Source organism: Chitinophaga sp. CCNWYY40, assembly GCF_037483205.1.
In the GTDB taxonomy this organism is placed as follows: domain Bacteria; phylum Bacteroidota; class Bacteroidia; order Chitinophagales; family Chitinophagaceae; genus Chitinophaga; species Chitinophaga ginsengisegetis.
Window position 1 is genome coordinate 1,370,693 of sequence record NZ_JBBHLF010000001.1, and the last position, 22,953, is coordinate 1,393,645.

The window sequence follows — 22,953 nt, forward strand, 5'->3', positions numbered from 1 at the left end:
TCCGCAGATAAATATAGCGAATTATGGCAGCAAAATCAATCTATTATAAGGCCACTTTATTGGCTGTGTTCCTCATTGCCTTTTTCAGCAATGTACAAGCCCAAACCCAAATTATAAACGGGAAATTAGTTGACGATGCGTCGTTCGCTCCTATCTGTGGTGCGACAATACAGATGACAAATCACCCCGGGATAAATACGTTTTCGGATTCGCTTGGACGTTTCCGGCTTATGGGAGTTCCTTTAGGCAGGCAATCTATTATCATTACGTTTGTAGGATACGACCCATTGTTTCTTTCCGATTTGTTGATCACCGCAGGGAAAGAACTTCAACTTAATAATGTGGCAATGCGTGAAAAAATTAAGATGTTGGATGAAGTGGTCATTAGTGCTCCTGACAGGAAGTCACCCAACAATGAAATGGCTGCTGTAAGCGCCCGGACGTTCAATATGGAAGAAACCAAAAGATATGCCGGCTCTTTTGGCGACCCTGCGCGGATGGCTATCAACTTTGCCGGAGTGGTATCCACCAATGACACAAGAAATGACATCATTATACGAGGTAATTCCCCAAATGCTATGCTATGGCAGTTTGAAGGTCTTAACATCCCCAATCCTAACCACTTCGGTGCGCTGAACAGTATGGGAGGTTCTGTTAGCATGCTGAACAACAACCTGATAGCCAGGTCTGATTTTATATCAGGTGCTTTCCCCGCCCAATATGGTAATGCTGTTGCGGGCGTCTTTGATTTACGGTTGCGAAATGGAAATAAAGACAAGCACGAATTTGTAGGACAGGTAGGTTTCAACGGATTTGAAGCCGGAGCAGAGGGGCCGATCGGGAAAGGTGAAAAAGCATCCTACCTCGTAAATGCCAGATATTCCACCCTTTCTGTATTCCGGCAGTTAGGGCTCAACTTTGGTACTGGCGGAGGGCAACCCGACTACTACGATGTAAATTATAAAGTAAACTCATCAGTCGGGGCAAAAGGAAACCTGAGTTTGTTCGGTATATGGGGAAGAAGTTCATTTGTGAGCCTGGGCAAAGATTATGATCCCGACGGACAGGCCTATGGAAATAGCTACTCCAATCGTTTTGCCGATTACGAAACCAACATTACAGGACTTAGTTACGAGCATCTGCTAAGCAATAAGACTACTGCGAAAATAACAGTCGGTTATAGCAGTACGAACGAATGGTTTGACAGGGATTCTATCAGTACGGTAAAACCCGATATCGCTACTCCTGACTGGCACTGGAAATTCTCCACCCAAAAATACTCTGCTGTCTTTCAGTTGAATCATAAGTTAAATGCAAGGCATAGCCTTATTGCAGGGGTTTCCAATGACTATACCGACTTTTCCATACTCAACAAACGGATCTATGCCGGCGTACACGACCTGGTAATTGCTGACCGTCAACGCGGTTTGAACCTGTTGCAGAGCTACGCTCAATGGAAATACAGGATGAACGATGTGTGGACATTTATTGCAGGGATGCACTACCAATACCTGGATATTTCCCAGAGCCAAAGCATAGAGCCAAGAATCGGGCTAAATGCTAAAATAAACAACAGACACACTTTAGGCTTAGGTTTCGGAATGCACAGCCAAATGGAAAACCTGCTAAATTACACGGTTGTAACCTCCACTCCGTCCGGCCACTTGTATACAAATGAATCTTTAGGGTTTATTAGAAGCAACCATGCTGTGTTGTCACACAACTGGAAATTAAACAATAATACAAGCCTGAAGACCGAACTTTATTACCAGTCGTTGTATGACCTCCCTGTGGAAAGTCATCCGTCTTCTTTTTCGACCATCAATCTTGGAGCAGATGCCACTCCTACATTGCGGGACAGTCTTATCAACCAGGGCAAGGGAAGAAATTTCGGTGTAGAGCTTACGCTTGAAAGGAATTTTTCAAAAGGGCTTTATTACCTGCTTACCACGTCCCTGTTTGATTTCAAATACCAGGGAAGCGATAAGGTATTGCGAAATACAGCGTTTAATATGGGGTATGTAATCAATGCCCTTGCAGGCAAGGAATGGAAGTTCAACAGGGAAAGGTATTTCAGCATTTCAATGAAGATCTCTGCCGTCGGAGGTCGCTATCTTTCACCTGTGGACATTACAGCATCTATTGCAGACGGCGAAATACAGTTTATCGAAGAAGAGGCTTTTTCATTAAGGCAATCGGCTTATTTCCGCTCGGATGTAAAGCTATCCTACCGGAAGGAATACAGAAAATCATCTTTAGAAATTTCGCTGGACCTGCAAAACGTTACCAATAACAATAATATTTTCCGACAGGATTGGAACGCCCGTACCGGACAAGTCGTAAACAATTACCAGCAGGGATTTTTCCCTGTGCCGTTTGTAAGGTTTACTTTTTAATGAAATAGAGCAGGATTCGGTTTCGTTCAAAAATCCAAAAAGCCGTCTCCATGTTTTTGCAAACATAGGAGACGGCCCCTTTTCAAATCTCCATTTGTTTTGCCGGCGCTTCAAAGAATTGAGGTATGCCCGGTACATTGACATGATATATTACATGTAGTGGGTACTTGTTCTCAGCAACCGGCAGTTGACAATTATATTTGTGAGTTTTTGTTGAGAACTCAATCCATACAGATCATGCTGGCTGCCCTTACCTTTTGTATATAATCAGATATACCATAGAAACAGCCGCTGCTGACCCTCCCTGATTACGCACTCTGATACCGAGATTGATTTTCTCCGAAGGTATCTTGTCCGATAAGTTTTCTGTTCTTTTTATAACGCTGTTAGCGAATGATTCAGTCGCTTCAATCAAGCTATTATCGATTACAGATTTATTAGTGATATTATGCCGGCACGGCTGAATGACACCTCTCATCATTTTCAGGTTTTTAATGTCATTCCATGCGGCAGCAATGGCAGCGTATACAGTTTTACACCGGTAACATCCGCAATCGCGTTACGGATGGCAGGTGCAACGCCAACAATCGGCGCTTCACCCGCTCCGGCAGAAGGAATATCCTTCCTGTTGAGGAGTACGATGTCCAGTCCGGGAATATCCCCGAACCTGGGCACCCGGTAGCTGGAAAGAGATGGATTTAAAATGCGCCCATCCTTAAAATCGACGGCTTCAAACAAAGCGCCGCCGAGTCCCTGCAGTACGCAGCCCATCACCTGGTTTTCCAGGTGCAGCGGATTCACAATGGCGCCGCATTCAAAAGCCACCACGAGCCGGAGCACCCGCAGCTGCCCGTTGGATTTATTGTAGATCACTTCCGCACAGGTTCCCACATAGGCGTTTTTTATAAATGCCCCCGCAATGCCATAACCATGGCCGGCTTCCTTTTGCCGCGTCCAGCCAAACTTAGATGCGGCTGCCTGTAACACCTGCTTTAATCGTTCATCTTTTAAATTATTAAGCCGGAATTGCAACGGATCCTGTTTTAATTGCCGGGCCAGATCGTCCATCACACTTTCTATGGAAAAGACATTGGCCGTGGCTGCAAGGCCCCGGTAAGAGCCCTGTTTCAAGGGGGTATCAGATGGATGGTATTGGATATGCCGGTGTGCTACTTCATAAGGGACTTCAATGCCCGCGCCGCCGGAGTTGTAATTATGAAACTCCCAGGAAGTCAGAAGTCCTTCGTTGCTGGCGCCTGCGGCTACTTCTATGAGTCCTCCCGGTCTGAAGTAAGCCCATTTGAATTCTTCTTCGCGGGTCCACATCACTTTTACCGGTTTACCAACAGCCCTGGAAAGGCGCGCGGCTTCAACCGCAGCTTCGCCGCTGTGTTTTCCGCCATAAGCGGAGCCGGTGTCCGGCATCATTACACGGATATTATTTTTCGGGATGGACAATATCTCCGCCAATTCTTCCTGTACACCAAAAGGCCGCTGTGTACCGGTCCATACCGTTAGCTTCTCATTTTCCCATACTGCCAGCGCTGCCCGGGGTTCCAATGGCACATGGGCAATATATTGCACTTCAAAATGTTGTTGTACCTGCACCGGGGCAGCCTGGAAGGCTTTGTCAACAGCTTCTCCGGCTTTTTCTTCCTTGTCTTGTGAATGCGTTTTCAGATAAGTGAAAATTTCCGCCCTGGAAGGCTGCGCAGTAGTTTTCCAACGGGCTTCTATCCTGGCCAGTGCATTGGCGGCTGTTTGAGGATCAGGAGCGGTTACGCCGATGAAGTTATCTTCTTTGACAACATGTACATCCGGAGAGATCTTCGCATTTTTAATATCCGCTGCGATCAGGGATGCGCCATAAGACGGCGCACGGAGTATTTTCCCGTACACCATGCCTGGCATCGTCATATCCGATACGTATTTGTGTTTTCCTGAAACAAAGCTTTTCGCATTCACCTTTGCCACCGGAGTACCGGCCACGCTCCACTTTTCGGCAGGAGTGAGCTGCACCTGGTTATTTACGGCCAGGAGGATCTTTTTCCCTTTGGTGAGGTCGCCAAAGCTTATCGTTTTGCCGGAGGCGGCGTGGATAACCTGGCCGTTTTTAGCTTCCACTGTTTGTTTGGCTACGTTCCATTGTTTAGCGGCCATGTCGGTCAATACCTCTTTTAATGAAGCGGCGGCTTTCCGCAACTGCGGCGCCATAACAGGTGTAGTGAGGCTTCCGTATGTGCCACGGTCGTAAGGGGTAAGAAGGGTATCGCCCATAATCATTTCAATGCTGTTTACGGGGACAGACAGTTCTTCCGCTACCGCCTGCGATAAAGAAGTACGGATGTTTTGTCCTACTTCTACCTTGCCGGTGTAAACAGTTACTGTTCCGTTTTCCAGGATGTGTATCCAGGCGGCGATAGCGTCGTCACCGGCGAAAGTGGTGTGCTTTGATAATGCGTTCAGATCAGAATAGGTGAGGGCTACTGCAATGCCGCCGCCCAGCAGTTTCAGAAAATTCCGCCTGTTGAGCCCTTCTACGGGAGTTTGCGCTGTGCCTGGATTTTTCATGACCTTGGGTTTTGAACGTTAAGCTTTGCTGATGGCATTTATAATTCGCGGATAAACGCAGCAGCGGCAAATATTTCCCTGCATTGCTTCTATGATCTCCTGTCTGCCGGGGTTGGGATTTTTTGCTTTTAAAGCCACTGCCGAAATGATCATGCCGGAACTGCAATAGGCGCATTGGAAAGCATCTTCATCAAGGAACGCCTGTTGTACAGGATGCAGCTGGCCATCTTTTTCCAATCCTTCTATAGTGATAACAATTTTGTTCTCTACGCTTGCTACCGGAGTAATACAGGAAGGGGTAGCGTGACCGTCTATCAGCACCTTGCATGCACCGCAGGCGCCTTCTCCACAGCCGTATTTACTACCGGTGAGGTTTAAATTTACTCTTAAGGCATCAAGAAGGCTGGTGTTAGCCGGCACGTTCAGGGTATAATCTGTGCCATTTACATTGATTTTCATAAGAGATGATTTAGTATGATGGGAAAACCATTTTTATTCTGTCACTAAACTTAATCAAAATAGAGTACTTCTGCAAGCCAATTCAATTTGTTAGCGGAAAGGATCTTACAAACTGCTGCAGGATAAGATGGTGATTGATAAATCAGGATTTCTGTAGGTATATACCAGCAAATACATAATATTTCCGGTATTTTTCATGGCTCCAGTTGCGCTTGATTGCCTGCCTGGGTTATCGCTTCAGTGGGGAAGAATAATGATGTAAAGAAGATTTTTTAACTACCAGTTCAGGAGAGAGATTGACCTGGGACACCGCCTTATTGTGGGAAATATTATCAAGTAGTATCCTGGTTGCCGTTTGTCCCATTTCCTGCAGCGGTTGTCTGATAAAAGTAAGTGGCGCATAAAAGAACTCAAAGGCTTCGGTTTCGTCAATAACAATAATAGCAATGTCTTTTGGCACTTTCAGGCGTTTTTCAATGATATAGCGCAGAGCATGTATTGCAATCATATTGGAGGCCAATAGTAAGGTGTCTACCGGCTCCTGTTGGGAGAGAAGACTGTTTACTGTTTTTTGAACTTCGGATTCCAGGTGATGTTCTCTAACAAGTCTAAGCTGTTTTTTGCCACCGGGGATTTTATGTTCCCTTAGCGCGGACAACCAACCACGGGTTCTTTCTTCAAGATGAAAATGAGTGCTTCGAAAATTGATCATGCCGATTCGTTTTCCGCCGGACTCGATAGCATGTTCTGTTGCCATGTAACCCGCCTGAAAATTATCGAGCGCAACATAACTTGATCGGAATTGAGGAAAATACCTGTCAAGTAAAACAAAGGGTACCTCTGTTTCCTTCAATTCCAACAACAGTTCTATTGCGTTCTCAGTAGGAGCCAATATCAATCCGTCCACGCCACGGTTAATCATCTCATGGACCAGTTTCCTCAACTTTATATCATTTTCATCAGAACTGCCAAACAATACCGTATAGCCATTTTTATCAGCTTCGTCTTCAATAATCCTGGCAAGAGAGGCGGAAAAGGAATTGGAAATATCGGCCACAATTAGGCCAATGGTAAAGGTTTTGCTCGTCTTTAAGCCTTTGGCGATTTGGTTAGTCCTGTAATTAAGTTCTTTAGCCACGGCTTTGATTCTTGCCGCTACCTCCTTACTGATTCTGTCTTCTTTCTGATTATTGAGCACATAAGATACCAGGGCAGTGGAAACACCCACGCGTGTGGCAATATCTTTAAGTGAGGTTCTTTTTTTCATAAAACAGTAAAGTTCAGAAAGGTAAAATACCAAAGATAAAATCTTTTCATCTTTATTTAAACGTTTAAACGATTCGCGTCATTTTTATAACGATCTGTTTAGCGGTGAACCAACAGATGTTGTGGAATTTTTCTTTGATGATTATGGAATCTGATGCCGTGCTATCTTGTTTAACGATGGATTTTATTAAAAACAAAACGGTCCTGATTGCAGGACCGTTCGTTTAACAGGCGGATAAAAAACTTAAAAATAGTCAACAGCGCTTTTCTCCATTGGTTCCTGACTCAATGCTGAACGTCATCTGATGTACCAGATATCTTAGCCTGCAAACTCATAATTTTTTCCTCTACTTTAGCTATTTTCTCGGTCAGATGTGTAAGCTTTTGCCGTTCTTTTTGAAGCTTCCCCTCATATTCTTCTGCCTCTACGGTTGCCTGCTTGGCCGAACGGGCATCTTTTTCCGATCTTTTGTTTTCGCTTATGGTGCCGCCGACAGCCTTTCTGGCAGAATTTCGACTTTTTATTTGCCAATCATGGGAGGCCTCTATTGCCTTCTCCAACCCGATGGAATCCCTGGGAATTTGCAGCAGCAATTTTTCACGCTGTTGTTTAAGGTCAGCTAAATCTTCATGTAAATCGCGTACTTGCTTTTGAATTCTGATCGAGTCTGTTTGATCCATTTTGTTCTGTGCAACGCACATTGTTGCAGGAAATACAATGGACAATACTAGCGAAGTAGTTAGTTTTTTCATTGGTTTAATTGTGGTATACATACTATATATATTGAATTTGGTCTGAAGGTCCCTACTCCGGGAAAGCCTGGAAACCTGTCTCTACATAATGCCTGGGCAATGGAGTTTCAGGTTTGTTTAATCGTTTAAACAAAATATGGGCCATTTTTGCTATATTGCATAATCAACATAAAAATGGTGCAATAAAATGCCGCGCACATGAGCTGATCGTGCTATCAGGATCTTTTTTTAATATTATCATATATATAATGGAGGGAGGGCTGATTCTTCCCTATGTGATATTTTTAAACTGGAAATACTTTTCCGCTTTTTTGTATCTTTAATGCGGGAGTAAATCGACTAAACGTATTGTTGGAACTATTACCTAATACCGAAAAGGAACTGCTGCAACAGGTGGCATCCGGGAGCGAACAGGCATTTGGAACCCTGTTCAATGCGTACCGGAAAAAACTCTACACTAATATTTACCGGCTTACCGAATCCCGGGAGACAGCTGAAGATACTGTACATGAGGTGTTTCTTAAGGTATGGCTCAACAGGGCTACCCTTGGCACTATTGACAATTTTGGCGCCTACCTGCAACGGATGGCCCGGAATTATGCAGTCAGTGGATTTCGTCGCATGGCCAAAGAAGCGCTCATTTTGTCTGAACTGAAAAAGGAGGAAGCCAACCAATCCTTCAGCGAACAGCCCGCACAACCTGAGCATCAGCTCATGAGTAAAGAGGTGCGCGATTTCATCCGGCAGGCGGTTGATAATCTCACTCCTCAGCAAAAGACAGTGTATCTGCTCAATCGTGAAGGAGGCTTGAAGACTGATGAAATTGCCCAACAGCTGGGGATATCAGTAAACACTGCCAAAAAACATTTGGCCGATGCCTTGCTTAATTTGCGCCGGTCTGTCAACGACGCTTATGGTCCTTATGCCATTGCGCTATTTGTGTTTTTCGATATTTACCGGCCCTGATGTGGCCTTATCGTGCAATGCCTTTATTCTTCCCGTATTTCTTTTAATGTTTTTGATTAATAAGTCTCTGACCAGGTAATTCCTGTTTCACATAGCAATACTTTCATCGTTGGATAGAGTCGGGACAACTCAATGATATATGTTAATTAAAAAAATATAAATCCTGTCTAATCCGAATTGCTTTTCCGTGCGTCAATAATACAGAACGGCATATCTGTGACTTATTAAATAAAACCTGTGTTATGGCAGCAGATCGATTGAGCGAATTGTTTGAACGTTATCTTGCCAGAACCGCCAACCCCGCAGAGAAAGAAGCGCTGGCGGCGCTGGCACTCGAGGCAGAAAATGAAGAAAAATTAAAAGAACTGATAAGCCGGTCATGGGAACTGACCGGTGTAGAGGAGGATATGCCCGAAGCAATGGCAGAACAGGTATTGTCGCGTATCCTGCATTATGAGGATACGCAGGTTCCTGCACGGCACGAAGTCGCGTCAGGCAGATCTGCAGGCCGTCGAATCTTCCTGCGTCGCTGGGAGCGTGCAGGAGTAGCGGCTACTATTTTCTTAATCGCAGGCATTGCCCTGTGGATGCTGGCAGTACGGCCATCCGGTTCACACCGTCATCAAAATGCTCAGCTGTCTGATCTGGCGGCGCCCAATACGGTGAAGGCGATGATCACCCTGGCAGATGGGAAGCAGATCGCGCTCGACAGTGCCGCTAAGGGGCTGTTGGCCATGCAGGGAGATGTTGAAGTGGTACGGGAAGCCAATGGAGACATCCGCTATGCGGATAGCCAGCCTGCCGGAGGGGAGGTCACCTACAATACACTTTTCAATCCAAGAGGCAGCAAGGTGGCAGTCATTACCCTGGCGGACGGTACGCGGGTGTGGTTAAACAGTGAGTCGAGCCTCCGTTTCTACAGTGCAGTAGGGAAGGACGCGCGAAGAGTTGAGTTGAGCGGTGAGGCATACTTTGAAGTTGCCAAAGATCCAGGGCATGGCTTCATTGTATCTGCTGATGGAGTGAGTACGGAAGTACTGGGTACGCATTTCAACGTGAACCGCTACAGCGATGAGTCAACCGCCCGTATTACCCTGCTGGAAGGAGCTATCAAAGTGAAGCAGGGAATTGCCACTGCAGTATTGAAACCAGGGCAGCAGGCGAATGTGACCAGTAAGATTGAAGTGTTACCGCAAGTAGATACCGATGCCGCTGTTGCCTGGAAGAATGGGTTATTTAATTTCCAGGATCAGCCCCTGTCAACCGTATTGAAGCAGGTGGCCCGCTGGTATGACATCAACATTATCTATGAAAAGCAGGTGCCTGATATCATGTTCTTTGGAGAGATAGAAAGTAATGTGAGCCTGGCGCAGATGCTCCACTTCCTCGAACGTTCGGGAGTAAGGTTTACGATGGATAGTGAAAAGAAACAACTCATCATACACTAGACAGAGAATGCCTGCCATGACCAATAAAAAAAGCCGGAAGTGGGTCGAAACACTGCCGGCGGGAACCTGGTCATGACATAATACGTAAGTCCGCGAAGACTACTTATTTATCAACCAAATCATTGCAAAAGTATGGAAAGAAACGCTTTTTCTGAAGGCTATATTTTTTATGGCCTTAACCAACCAAAACGAATGGGAGACTGGCCACACCTGGCCGCAATCCGTATTACAACCAAAGTGATGAAACGCGCTGCTTACCTTTTATTGGTGTTGGGCCTGTTGGCCGCTGCAAGAGCAAAGGGTCAAACTGTTACACTTAAGGGCAGTGATCTCTCACTCCAAAAGGTGCTGAGTGCGGTCAAATCGCAAACCGGCTTCCGTGCATCCGGTAACAAGGAAGTATTTGCTATTGCGAAACCTGTCACCATTGACGTGAAAAAAATGGCGCTGGCAGATTTTCTAGAACTCATATTCAAAAACCAACCGTTAACGTATGAGATGCTGGGTCGCAGCATTATTGTTTCCAGGAAGAATGTCGGCGTAACACCGGTTGGGCCACCGGCAATATACAAGGCTTCTGTAGAAATTCGGGGGCGGGTAATCAACGAAAGGAATGAACCTGTCCCCGGGGCTACCGTAGGAATTAAGGATGGCCCCTTTACGGTTGCTACTGACGACATCGGCGCCTTTAGCATCTTTACCGACAGGCCTGATGCCATGTTGGTCATTTCAGCCATTGGCTATCAACGCCGGGAAGTAAAGAGTAATCCTTCTCAGCCGCTGAATACAATTGTATTAAAAGTGCAGATTACTCAACTCAAAGGGGTAGTTGTTGAGCAGGTTAATACCGGTTACCAGCTGCTTTCCAAAGAAAGAGCGACAGGTGCATTCAGTAAGCCCGATATGGAAGTGGTGAAGAACCGTACCAGCACGATGGATATCATTTCGCGCCTCGACGGCCTGGTGCCTGGGTTGGTATTATCTCCCAACGGACAGTCCAACACCAGCCGCTATAATCATAGCACCACCCGCAAAAGCACGATCCGCGGTGAGTCGTCGGTTACGCTCCCCGGAGATCCGCTCTATGTGGTAAACGGGGTGATTGTGACCGATTTCAGTGCTTTGAATCCGGATGATATTGAAGATATTACCATCCTCAAGGATGCCGCTGCAGCGGCCATCTGGGGCGCGAGAGCATCTAACGGGGTAATCGTCGTAACCACTAAATCGGGAAATAAAAACAAGCGGCTGGCTGTAACCTACAGTGGCTTTATTAATTATTCCGGCAGACCCAACTACGGGAAGATCCCGATGATGAACAGCCGCCAATACATCCAGGCAGCCCGGGAAACATTCGACCCGGTAGAATATCCCTGGGCCAGCCTTACCTATGAGGTCATTGCCCCGCATGAACAGATTTTATACAATCAATATAACGGGCTTATTTCTGCAGATCAGGCCAATAAAAGTCTCGACAGCCTCGCATCTCTTAACAATACCAGTCAAATCGAAGACCTCTGGCAAAGACCGGCCTTTACAACCAACCATACCGTATCAATTGGTGGCGGCAATAATACTTACAGCTTTTACGCCTCCCTCGGTTATACGGGTGTCAATAACAACAGCCCAGGTGACCAGGACCATTCTTATAAATTAAACTTTTCCCAGCAGCTCCATGTTGGCAAGCGGATAGATATCAGCCTGACTACCTCACTGGTCAACAAGGTTAGCAGCAATAAAAACAACATTACCATTGGCAATGACTTTTTGCCCTATCAGTTGTTTAAAGATGCAGCGGGTAATCCACTTCCCATGAATTTCCTCAGCGGGTATTCAGATTCCCTGCGACGGGATTACCAGGACAGGAGCCAGATCAACCTCGATTACTATCCGCTTAGCGAAGTCGACAAAGGTAACGCAAAGCGAAACACCCTTTTTGCGAACGTAACAGCTAATATTGCCGTATCGATCTGGAAGGGACTGCGCTTCAGTGGCTCCTATGGCTATCAGACATCGCCTGGTACAAACACCAGCTATTGGGACAACAGCACGTATTCCCTCCGTCAAACTGCCCTGAGCCTAACCGAAGATGCAGGCCCCGGTGGGACGCCCATCTACCATTTTCCAAAGAATGGCGGGGTTTACATGACCGGAGAGAACAATAATCGTAACTGGACGGTGCGCAATCAACTTATCTATGAAGCAAAACCGCGTAATAACCAGGATAACCTGTTAGTGCACCTCGGCCAGGAAACACAGGAAATGAGTGCCCATTCAAATACTTCAACGTTACTCGGATATGACGAAGCTCTGGGCACTTATGCTTCCATTGATTGGGCGAGAATGCAAAACGGAATTCCGGGGACCATCACCGGTTATGGCTTTATACCTTATCAACCTTTCTTTCTATTGAAAGAAAAGTCCCGCTTTATCTCTTACTTTGGCCTTGCCAGTTATACCTTCAATCAGAAATACAGCGTGGATGCCAGTTGGCGGCAGGACTACAGCAGCCAGTTCGGTAGTGATCTGGCCAGCCAGGACAAGCCCGTTTGGAGCATCGGTGGTAAATGGCAGATCGGCAAAGAAGGTTTTATGCAGCCACTGACCTGGCTCAATGAACTCGGTTTGCGCGGCACCTATGGGATCACGGGGAACTCGCCCTACATCGGTTCCGCTTCGACTTATGATGTGCTCAGGGTAATATCAGCCGCATCCCAAACAGGGCTGATTGCAGGGGACGCTCTTACGTTGGGGCAACCCGCCAACCGCGGTCTTGCCTGGGAAAGCACCCGTACTATCAATCTGGGCATTGACTTTAGTGTGCTTAACCGCCGGCTTGGTGGTAGCATCAATGTCTATCACCGCAAAACAAGCGACATGCTCGGATCTACATCCGTTAATCCCTTTAGTGGTCAACCCTCGATCATGGGCAACCTGGGTGAGATGACCAACAGGGGCATTGAAGTATCCCTCACATCGAGCAATATTGCCACCAGGGATTTCCGGTGGACCAGCAGTCTCCAGTTTGGCTATAACCGTAACAAGCTAAACTCTTATACCAAGTTGCTTCCATTTATGAACACGGCATCTTTCAGGATGGGAGCGAGTTACCTGGTAGGGTATCCCATGAACCCGTTGTTTGCGTACCGTTTCGCTGGCCTTGATAATATGGGCGATCCGCAGATTTATACTGCTAAAAACGGTGTTACCAAGCAGCCTGGCATCGCAGAGGCTGATGATTTGGTATACATGGGAACACGTCAGGCGCCCATAAATGGAAGTATCAGTAACGTTATCGGATATAAAAACTTCAGCTTAACTGGCAATATCGTTTACAGCTTTGGCGCCAAAATGCGCGGCCCGGTCAATAGCCTGTACAGTGGCAGACTCGCCACCCGCAACAACTTTGGCGCCGCCAACTATTCAGTGCTCTTTATGGACCGCTGGAAGAAACCAGGTGATGAAGCCTTTACCAATGTACCGTCTTACGTAGCCAGTGCATCAACCAACTGGGGACGGCGTGATATTCAATATTATACAAATGGTGATATCAATGTAGTGAGCGCGTCCTATATCAAACTCCGTGACATAACGCTGAACTACAGCCTTTCTGCTGAAGTGCTTGAGATATTGAAAATACAGGCCCTTAACGTCTATCTCCAAACCAGCAATTTCCTGATTTGGACAGCCAATAAAGATGGAATAGATCCCAGCTGGCAAACCAGCACACCGTTGCACAGCTATTCGCTGGGAGTAAACCTTTCTTTCTAACAGTTAAACACAATACGATGAAAAAATCGATTCTATATATAATCATTCTCATCACATTCACCTCCTGCAAAAAGAGCTGGCTGGAAATAGTGCCTATGGGGCAGCGGGTGGCATCCAACATGAACGATTATGAGCTGCTGATGAATGATCCCGGTCTCTATTTATATGCCTCGTCCGGCGGCTGGCAGGAACCCATGTTTATGGGAGACGAAATCGCTGCTGAAGGCACCTTCTTTTTGAACCGTAGCTTCATTAAGGAAAGATTATTCCAGTGGGCCGATACCATTTATCTTACTACCAATGAGACCGGACCTGCTATCACCGTTCATAACAGTCAGATGTATAACCTCAATAAGGTTATCCTTGAAGTTATGGAGGCTGATGGAGGAACAGTGCAACAGAAAAGTATCATCCGGGCCGAAGCACTGGCAACACGTGCCTGGAGTCACTTCAACATGGTAAATTATTATTGCAGGCCATATATAGCCTCAACGGCTGGAACTGATCCCGGCTTTCCGATGATCGATAAGGCTGATATCAATACGCCGGCTTATCCCCGGGGCACCCTGCAACAATCGTATGATTTTATTATCAATGACCTGAAGGAAGCGATTAAGACCCTGCCTATCAAACGTGCCATCGCTACACGTATGAGTAAACCTGCTGCCGAAGGACTACTGGGGAAAGTATATCTTTTTATGGGCAAGCCGGCAGAGGCCCTGCCTTACCTGCAAAGTGCTCTTAACCAGGTAGCTGCAAGTGGCAGCCCGTTGCTCTACAACTTCAATGAGACACTGGCGCCTGGAGGGGCATTTCTGCCAATAGATCCGATGAATGGGCCGCGCTCTCCCGGGCAGAATCCGAGTGACATTCAGGAGGCGTTGCTATCTAAAGTCTGGAATTGCGGGCCCTACACCCAGCTGAGCAACAGTGGCTTAGTGCTGGCGCCACAAGCGGTTGCACTGTACGGTGCAAATGACCTGCGTCTGAAACTCTACACCAGCCGCAATCCTGACAATACGCCCAATGCAGCCGGCAGGCTGCGTAAGTACGGTGTACAATATGCGCGATTTGGCTTGCAGTTGCCAGAACTTTATTTACTCAGCGCTGAGTGCAAAGCACGGAACGGTGACCTGACCGGTGCTGTAGCCGATGTTGAAACCCTGCGCAAAAACAGGATGCCTGTGGCCGATGCAACAGTGCCTGCAGCTACTGCCACTAACCAGACAGCACTGGTAAAATTCATCATCGACGAACGTATCCGTGAATTTGCTATGGAAGGCTATCGCTGGTTTGATATGCGCCGCCTGTCGGTAGACCCTTTATTTACCGGCATCAGCTTTAAGCATAGCCTTTACAATGCCAATGGATCAACCACTGAATACACACTTTCATTACCTAACCGCCTTGTGTTAAAGTTTCCAAGGAACATCATGGATGCAAATCCGGATATGGCAAACAATCCTTAAAAAAAAACTAAAATAGAATAAATCATGATGACACTCAGACACGTGTTAGCAGGCAGCGCCATGCTTACACTGACCGTTGTATCCTGCACTTTGTATGCACAGCAACTTCCGTTCAAAATTGAAGGACAAATGGGCAAAGACCAGCAAGGGATGCTCTCCATCCGTTATGAGAGCATGCATACGCTTGTCCAGGACTCTGTAAAAGTTAGCAATGGCGCTTTCCAGTTCAGTGGACAACTCCAGGAACCTGCAGCCGCCTCACTCACTTTCATCCCGGAGAATAAGTCGGTCAGGGGGCAGTTCAAGGAGATTTTCCTAGATCCGGCTACCACCATTTCCATGAAAGGAGACTCTAACCTGCTGAGCACGCAGGTGAAAGGCGGTCCATCGCAAACAGATCTCGATGCGCTTTTCCTTCAATACAAGCCTTTGCAGGAAAAAGGACCTGTTTTGGAAAAGCAGTTTAAAGAATATCAGGAAGCAGGGGATGAGGAAAATATGAAGCGCGTGGGCCAGGAATTACAGGCCTTGCGGGTAAGGCGCCGCGAGATCCAGATAGCATTTGCAAAAAGTCATCTTAACAGCTTTGTAGGTTTCAGCCTCTGGGCGAGGCAGGTAGATGGCTTTATCAAAGACCCCGTTAAGCTGGAAGCAGAATTTAACACCTATTCTCCAGCCGTCCGCAATACGCCCAGTGGCAAGCGGGTGGCCGCCAGCCTTGCTATCGCGGGGAAGTTGCTTCCAGGAATACAGGCGCCGGACTTTACACTGAACGATATCAGTGGAAAGCCCGTTACACTTTCTTCCCTGAAGGGAAAAAATGTTCTGCTTTGGTTTTGGAGCCGCAATTTTATTCCTTTCGAGCCTTTTAGCTTCGCCATCAATAAAATAAGCCGGCAGTGCAAAGATGATAACCTGGTGATCGTGTCTGTGTACTGTGATAGCGACCAACAGCGGTGGTTAACCGAGGTGGAGGAAGCCAGCTTCCAAACACCCAATATCATTAACCTCATCCACCCGGTAAGATTGACAGCGGAAGCTGATACCACCACTGTGGGAAAGGCATATGACCTTTCGATGGGCATGATTCCTCACAGCTTTCTTATCGGCACCGATGGAAAGATCCTGGTGCGGGATGTCAATTTTCTTTCCGAACCAGAACTCGAGATAAAAAAAATCATAAATAAATAATCATGAAAAAAATCCTATTGACCGGTGTGGTGACCATAGCGCTTGCTCAAATCCTCAGTGCGCAGAAGCTGTATTCCTTCCTCGACAACGGTGAACCAGTTAATAAGTATCCGGCGGTAACCTGGCTTAAAGAAAGTGGCATTACCAAATTTGAGCAGGATAAGATCTATGTGATTGAGCTATGGGCAACGTGGTGCAAGCCCTGCATCAAATCCATGCCGCACATGAGTGAACTGGCCACTAAGTTTAAAGGTAAGATCACCTTTATCTCCCAGGGAGTTTGGGAAAGTGATACAGCCAAAGTGCGGCAGTTTATCACGGACCACGCTGCCTTTTTCACTAACAGCATGGTTGCCTTCGATGGAGGAAAAGATAAAGCAGACTTTGATAGAAACTGGCTGAAACCTTCCGGCACCATCGGTATACCACGCACATTCCTGATCCGCAATAATAAAATTGCATGGATCACCGATCCTTTCGTGTTGACGGACGAGCATCTGCAAATGCTCGTGGAGGGTAAACTGACAGCTGAAACAGCCAAGGCGATCGTTCAAAAAAACAAGCAATGAAAAAAATCATACTGACACTGTTGCCGGGCTTTTGCCTGGCAACAGCTTCCGCTCAGCAAGGCTGGCAGCATAAAGACCTATCGGCAGACAGCCTTTTTGGCGTCAGCACTGCCAAAACTTATGAGCTGTTGAAAGGAAAGAAAAGTAAGACTGTGCTGGTGGCAGTTATAGACTCCGGTATTGATTCCACCCATACCGACCTGAAGGCCGTTTTGTGGCAAAATCCCCGGGAGAAAAGGAACGGAAGGGATGATGATAAAAATGGGTATGCCGATGACACCTATGGATGGAGCTTCCTGGGTTCCGCCAAAGGCAATGTGCAATATGACAATTCAGAGCTGACCCGCCTGGTCCGCGAAGGCCAGCAGCAGTTTCCTGACCTGAACAACCTGCCAGCCGACACCAACGGCCTGGCCTTGTATAAAACACGGCGCCAGCTATGGCAAACACGAATGGTAAAGGCTAAACAGCAGTTAAGAGGCATTACCTATGCAAGGCAGGTGATCGACAGCATCCTGCACACCATCGGTAAACCAGAGCCCACCAGGGAAGATATCCTGGCCATACAAACCAATACGATGGAGCAATCCTCCTTAAAGTCGATGCTGCTGGCCAGAAGCAGGGAATACCCCAGCATTTCTGCCTTCCTGAGCAAAGAGATCTATGGCGCATTGGAGCACAGTAAAGCTGAAGTAAACTATACATTGAACCCGGACTACGACCCGCGCGGGATAGTGGGCGACAACATTACCGACCTTACCGAAACGCGGTACGGTACTGCTGACGCTATGGGACCCGGTGCCAGTCATGGTACACACGTAGCCGGCATCATTGGCGCGGTGCGTAATAACGGCGTTGGACTGGACGGGGTAGCCGATAATGTCCGGATCATGAGTATCAGGGCAGTACCAGACGGAGATGAGCGCGATAAGGACGTAGCGAATGCTATTCGATACGCTGTGGACAATGGCGCCCGTGTTATCAACATGAGCTTTGGAAAACATTTTTCACCGCACAAGCCCCTGGTAGACGAAGCCGTTAAATATGCCATGAAAAAAGATGTGCTCCTCGTTCATGCTGCCGGCAATGATGCCCTGGACCTTGACATTGAGGAGAACTATCCCAATCGTGTGTATGCCGACGGTAGCGGACAGGCTGCAGCGTGGCTGGAAGTGGGCGCTTCGGGTCCCAGATTAGGAGAGAGCCTGCCCGCCAGATTCTCTAATTACGGACATCACACCGTGGATGTATTCGCACCAGGCGTAGGCATTTGGTCATCTGTTCCCGGCAGTAAATATGATAATATGGACGGGACCAGTATGGCGGCGCCGGTAGTAGCTGGCATTGCCGCCCTTATCCGATCCTATTATCCTGCGTTCTCAGCTTTGGAAGTAAAGGAAATCATCATGGAATCGGTAGTAAAATACAACGGGCCCGTACTTTCCCGCAAGAATGGACTTCAAAAAATCGCTTTCAGCGAATTGTCTATTAGTGGTGGTATTGTCAATGCCGCCAGGGCAATTGAACTGGCCGCTGCCCGGGCAGCAAAGCAGTAATGGACTAATCCGGAATATTTTGTCATCAGGCGGCCCTGCACAGTACTCAGCGGGCTGCCTCAAATTCTGGTTGAAGTAGCCGGACATATTTCCAATGCCCGGATAAAAAAAGCAGCCCATCAGGAGCTGCTTTTTTTATCCGGGTTCTTCAGCGCTTATAGCGCTTTAAACAGCAACTTTGTCAAGGGTGATGCCGAAGACTGATGCTGATTTTTTGTTATTATTTTCATACTTTATTTTCTTTGTGTAAAGTTCATTTCGGGTGGCCAATGGTGTAATAAGCCCGATCACAGTTATCCTGTGAGACACATCACATTCAAATAACGTCTTTATGGAATATACCTTTCGCAAGCAGATAGAAAGAATTGTATCGCTTACTGACACAGAGTTTGAGTATGTACTTTCATTTTTTGTCAGAAAAAAATATAAAAGACATCAATTTGTAATACAAGAGGGAGACCCGGCGAATTATGAATATTTTGTGCTTTCAGGATTATTAAAATCCTATATCCTGGATGAAGGCGGAAAAATGCATATTCTGCAATTTGCGATGGAAGACTGGTGGTTATCTGATTACACAGCGTATCTGACTGGTATGCCTGCTACTACTTTTGCAGACTGTCTGGAAAACAGTGAGCTGCTGGGTATCACCAAGGAGAATAAGGATAAACTATGCAGTGAAATGCATAAGATGGAACATTTTTTCAGGGTGAAGTCCAACTACGGCTATGTTGCTTTGCAGCGCCGTATATTATCGCTGCTCTGCAATGATGCGCAGGCAAAATACAGGCAGTTGTTTGAGTTATACCCTTCCCTTTTTCAGCGTGTACCCAAAGCATTGCTGGCATCTTATATCGGCGTGTCCAGGGAAACCCTAAGCAGGCTAACAATATCTCCCGATCAGGATTGAGACGGAAGTCCGCCGTACCGCCACATCCCGCCCGGATGTGCGCTATGTCACATTTAATTAGTGAGCTGAAACATTTTATAAAGATTAGCAGCGGTCTACTTTTGTGGACTTAAGATAAAACACATATCGCTGCTAAATCATTATATCATGTTAAACTTTGAATATTTCAATCCTACCAAATTGATTTTTGGTAAAGGGCAGATAGTAAGGCTGGTAGAATTGGTTCCCGCGAAAGCCCGTGTACTACTGCTTTACGGCGGTGGCAGCATTTTCAGGAATGGTGTGTATGAGCAGGTGAAAGAAGCTCTGAAGCACCATGAGATAATTGAATTCGGCGGGGTGGAGCCCAATCCGCATTTTGAAACACTCATGAAAGCCGTGATGGTGGCGCGGGAACAACAACTGGATTTTATCCTGGCTGTAGGAGGAGGGTCCGTTATCGATGGCGCCAAGTTTGTTTCAGCCGCCATAAAATTTGAAGATGATCCGGTAAACCTGTTGCGTGGACAAATACAGATAACGGATAACGTGGTGCCGCTGGGAACCGTGCTCACTTTGCCCGCAACCGGTAGTGAGATGAATGCCGGTTCTGTGGTGACAATTGCTGCTACACAGGAAAAACTTTTTTTCGCAGGACCTGCTCTTTTCCCTCAATTTTCTATCTGTGATCCTGGCGTGGTAGCATCCCTTCCTCCAGCACAAATACAGAACGGTGTGGTGGATGCCTTTACACATGTCATGGAACAATATCTTACGTATCCCACTTCTGCTTTTTTACAGGACAGGATTTCTGAAGGCATTTTACAGACCCTGATCGAAACCGGACCTGAAGTTGTGAAATATCCCGGTGACTATGAACTGGCTGCTAACCTGATGTGGTGTTGTACAATGGCCTTAAATGGCCTTATCCAGAATGGAGTTCCCACCGATTGGGTAACTCATCTTATCGGTCACGAACTTACGGCGCTCTATGGCATTGATCATGCACGTACGCTGGCAGTGATTGGTCCCAATCTTTACCGGGTGATGTTTACAGATAAGAAAGAAAAACTGGCCCAGTATGGCCGGCGTGTTTGGGGACTTAAAGGGGATGATATCAATACCCTGGCCCAACTGGCCATCATAAAAACGATAGATTTTTTCCATGAAATGGGTGTGGATACGCAGCTTTCGGGTTATACCAGCGACTATGCAAAATCTGCGGATATCATCGTTGAACGTTTTGAACAGCGCGGGTGGATAGCCATTGGTGAAAGGCAGCATGTTACGCCTGATAAAGTGAGAGAGATTGTGGAGGCAAGTTATTAAAAACAGTTTTCTTCTATAACCAACCATTAAGAATTAAGAGAGAGATGAATATCTTTTTAACGGGTGCTAATGGTTACATCGGCAGCTCCGTAGGCAAATTATTGACAGATAAAGGACATACTATTTATGGTCTTGTCCGTGATAAGGCAAAAGCAACAGACATCAGACAACTGGGATTTATACCTGTAGTAGGCACGCTGGAAGACGATGAGCTGCTGACCAGGTATGCGGCATTAGCAGATGGGGTGATCCATGCAGCCGACTCCGAGCATTTTATGGCGGTACAAACCCTGCTGGATGCCCTGGCTGGCACGGGAAAATTGTTTATTCATACTTCCGGCTCCAGCATAGTTGCTGATGATGTACTGGGTGATGTGGAAAATCCACAGGTGTTTGAAGAAATCACATCTTACACTCCGCTGGAAGCCAGGCAGGCAGGTGTAACCATCAATGAATTGGTGCTTGAAGCAGGTGCCGGCCGGAATATCCGCAGCGTGGTAATTGTCCCTTCCATGATATATGGCGACAGCCTGGGGCTTGATGTAGAGAGTGTGCAATTGCCCTGCATCTATCGTAAATCAATTAAAACCGGCAAAGGTGTATTTATCGGGAGAGGTATCAACAGGTGGTCTAATGTGCATATTGCCGATGTAGCGGATCTGTACCTGATGGCACTGGAACGGGCACCCGCAGGTACCTGTCTGTTTGCAGAAAACGGAGAAGAATCCTACAAAGACCTGGCTGTCTATATCAGTAACGCACTTGGATTTGGCGGCGCAACCGAAAGCTGGAATGCAGCAGATGCGCTGGCGGAAGTCGGCGGACTTGCGCGTTATGGCCTGGGGTCCAATAGTCGTATCAAAGCGGTGAATGCCCGCAGGCTGGGCTGGGAACCCAAAGGAATCTCTGTGAAAGATTGGATTGCTTCCAACAAATATGCTAAGAAAACCTACAATAAGAACGCTTAATGATAAAACAATTCGTATATGGGTTGCTGTTAGCAGCCCTATTGCAATCCGGTATACAGCCCGCAGCTGCACAGTCAACCGGTAAACTGGAAGTAGCCGCCTCCTTTGACCGGGAACGTCCGGGCAATGTGGCTGTATCACCTTCGGGAAGGGTCTTTATTACAATAAGTGATGCCACAGTATCTCCCTATAAAGTGAAAGAGGTTTTGCCGGACGGCAGTGTAGCAGACTTCCCGGATACCACCTGGACCAGAAATCCGCAAGGGTATTCCTATAAGGGCATTAACGCCACTATCGGTATCCAGGTAACTGCAGACAATGTGTTATGGGTGTTGGACCTGGGGAACCGTAAAGCCATACCTGCCCAGGCGCCCAAGCTGGTTGCCTGGGATATTGAGACCAGGAAGTTGTTGCATGTATATCCAATACCCGATGCCGTGCTCAAACCCTCTTCATTTCTGCAGGATTTTGTTATTGATGAAAAGCGTCATACAGCAGTGATTGCGGATATGTCGATGGGAGGACTGATATTGCCGGCAGCACCTGCCTTTGTGGTGGTGGACCTGCAAACAGGTTACGCAAGGCGTATATTGGAAAATCATCCCAGTTTTCAGCCGGTAGATGAAGATGTGGTGATTAACGGCCATGCTGTTAGCCATATTTTTCCGGACGGCAGCGTGCTTAATCCCAGGTATCCTCTTAACCCCATCTCCATCGACCCGAAAATGGAATGGATATATTTTGGAGCGCTTGGAGGACGCAGCATTTACCGGATTGCGGCAGCAGCACTATCGAACCAGGCATTGAGTGATAGCGCGTTGTCTGGTAAGATCACCTATTATGCCCCCAAGCCAAAATCGGATGGCTTCAAGGTGGGAGATGGCGGCGTTTTATTTGTGACTGATGTCGAAAACAGTGCTGTAGTAATGGCAACGCCGGCGGGTTATTCTACTTTGGTAAAGGACACCGTACTGATCTCCTGGCCCGATGGGCTGGCCATTGCGCCAAACGGTTACCTGTACCTTGTCTCCGATCAACTTCATAAAAGACCTTTCTGGAACCAGGGAAAAGAGGAGAGTAAGCCTCCTTTCTACCTGTTGCGCATTAAGATAGATAAACCCTGATGAATACACAGGGATGTGTTATGTGAAAAATATTCTTAAAATAGAAACTCCCTGGAAAAGAGCATATTATTATCCTACCTATTGGTTTCTTTTTTTGCTACATTTATCCCGGGGAATGCAATGCAGCCATTAAACAGGGGAATCAATAATAGCTTGTCCGCTTACAACCAACCAACCAGCCCGACGACTAAACCGTTACCGCCTGTATCCTGCGCTGACTGCCGGCAA

The 22,953-nt window shown here is 47.0% G+C and carries 16 protein-coding genes; 12 read left to right on the plus strand and 4 right to left on the minus strand.

The window, feature by feature from the left end; translation table 11 throughout:
• The first annotated feature begins 23 nt into the window (after positions 1 to 23).
• Entirely contained in the window at positions 24 to 2,396 is a 2,373-nt protein-coding gene (locus V7S65_RS05525) for a TonB-dependent receptor (RefSeq protein WP_336385929.1), read from the plus strand.
• A gap of 483 nt (positions 2,397 to 2,879) precedes the next feature.
• Here the strand turns inward: V7S65_RS05525 and V7S65_RS05530 are convergent, their stop codons facing one another.
• The 4 genes from V7S65_RS05530 to V7S65_RS05545 all read right to left on the minus strand — a co-directional run bounded on the left by V7S65_RS05530 (position 2,880) and on the right by V7S65_RS05545 (position 7,445).
• The gene (locus V7S65_RS05530; protein ID WP_336385928.1) at positions 2,880 to 4,967 is read right to left on the minus strand and encodes a xanthine dehydrogenase family protein molybdopterin-binding subunit; all 2,088 of its coding nucleotides are present in this window, start codon (positions 4,965 to 4,967) and stop codon (positions 2,880 to 2,882) included.
• 18 nt (positions 4,968 to 4,985) lie between these two features.
• Positions 4,986 to 5,426, minus strand: a complete 441-nt coding sequence (locus tag V7S65_RS05535) for a (2Fe-2S)-binding protein (protein ID WP_336385927.1) — start codon at positions 5,424 to 5,426, stop codon at positions 4,986 to 4,988.
• Between the two features lie 229 nt (positions 5,427 to 5,655).
• The gene (locus V7S65_RS05540; protein WP_336385926.1) at positions 5,656 to 6,693 is read right to left on the minus strand and encodes a LacI family DNA-binding transcriptional regulator; all 1,038 of its coding nucleotides are present in this window, start codon (positions 6,691 to 6,693) and stop codon (positions 5,656 to 5,658) included.
• 284 nt (positions 6,694 to 6,977) lie between these two features.
• Positions 6,978 to 7,445 (minus strand): hypothetical protein, encoded by a 468-nt coding sequence (locus V7S65_RS05545; protein ID WP_336385925.1) that lies wholly within the window; start codon positions 7,443 to 7,445, stop codon positions 6,978 to 6,980.
• A 351-nt stretch (positions 7,446 to 7,796) separates the two neighbouring features.
• Here V7S65_RS05545 and V7S65_RS05550 point away from each other — a divergent pair, with 351 nt between their 5' ends.
• From V7S65_RS05550 to V7S65_RS05600, 11 genes are all read left to right on the plus strand, one after another.
• Positions 7,797 to 8,411: an RNA polymerase sigma factor gene (locus V7S65_RS05550; protein ID WP_336385924.1), complete on the plus strand. Its 615-nt coding sequence runs from the start codon at positions 7,797 to 7,799 to the stop codon at positions 8,409 to 8,411.
• Positions 8,412 to 8,653: 242 nt separating this feature from the next.
• Positions 8,654 to 9,859, plus strand: a complete 1,206-nt coding sequence (locus V7S65_RS05555) for a FecR family protein (protein ID WP_336385923.1) — start codon at positions 8,654 to 8,656, stop codon at positions 9,857 to 9,859.
• A gap of 132 nt (positions 9,860 to 9,991) precedes the next feature.
• Complete coding sequence (locus tag V7S65_RS05560; RefSeq protein ID WP_336385922.1) at positions 9,992 to 13,630, plus strand: SusC/RagA family TonB-linked outer membrane protein; 3,639 nt, start codon at positions 9,992 to 9,994, stop codon at positions 13,628 to 13,630.
• A gap of 17 nt (positions 13,631 to 13,647) precedes the next feature.
• Positions 13,648 to 15,099, plus strand: coding sequence for a RagB/SusD family nutrient uptake outer membrane protein (locus V7S65_RS05565; RefSeq protein ID WP_336385921.1), 1,452 nt, complete (start codon positions 13,648 to 13,650; stop codon positions 15,097 to 15,099).
• Positions 15,100 to 15,123: 24 nt separating this feature from the next.
• Positions 15,124 to 16,290 (plus strand): redoxin domain-containing protein, encoded by a 1,167-nt coding sequence (locus tag V7S65_RS05570; protein ID WP_336385920.1) that lies wholly within the window; start codon positions 15,124 to 15,126, stop codon positions 16,288 to 16,290.
• A 2-nt stretch (positions 16,291 to 16,292) separates the two neighbouring features.
• On the plus strand, positions 16,293 to 16,859 hold the full coding sequence (locus V7S65_RS05575) for a TlpA disulfide reductase family protein (RefSeq protein ID WP_336385919.1): 567 nt from the start codon (positions 16,293 to 16,295) through the stop codon (positions 16,857 to 16,859).
• Positions 16,856 to 18,415 carry a S8 family peptidase gene (locus tag V7S65_RS05580; protein ID WP_336385918.1) on the plus strand — a complete coding sequence of 520 codons (1,560 nt, stop codon included), beginning with the start codon at positions 16,856 to 16,858 and terminating at the stop codon, positions 18,413 to 18,415. The genes V7S65_RS05575 and V7S65_RS05580 overlap by 4 nt, the downstream gene beginning before the upstream one ends.
• Before the next feature lie 331 nt (positions 18,416 to 18,746).
• Entirely contained in the window at positions 18,747 to 19,325 is a 579-nt protein-coding gene (locus V7S65_RS05585) for a Crp/Fnr family transcriptional regulator (RefSeq protein WP_079467811.1), read from the plus strand.
• 147 nt (positions 19,326 to 19,472) lie between these two features.
• Complete coding sequence (locus V7S65_RS05590) at positions 19,473 to 20,633, plus strand: iron-containing alcohol dehydrogenase (RefSeq protein WP_336385917.1); 1,161 nt, start codon at positions 19,473 to 19,475, stop codon at positions 20,631 to 20,633.
• Between the two features lie 44 nt (positions 20,634 to 20,677).
• On the plus strand, positions 20,678 to 21,601 hold the full coding sequence (locus V7S65_RS05595; RefSeq protein ID WP_336385916.1) for an NAD-dependent epimerase/dehydratase family protein: 924 nt from the start codon (positions 20,678 to 20,680) through the stop codon (positions 21,599 to 21,601).
• Entirely contained in the window at positions 21,601 to 22,725 is a 1,125-nt protein-coding gene (locus V7S65_RS05600) for an L-dopachrome tautomerase-related protein (protein ID WP_336385915.1), read from the plus strand. The genes V7S65_RS05595 and V7S65_RS05600 overlap by 1 nt, the downstream gene beginning before the upstream one ends.
• Positions 22,726 to 22,953 lie beyond the last annotated feature (228 nt).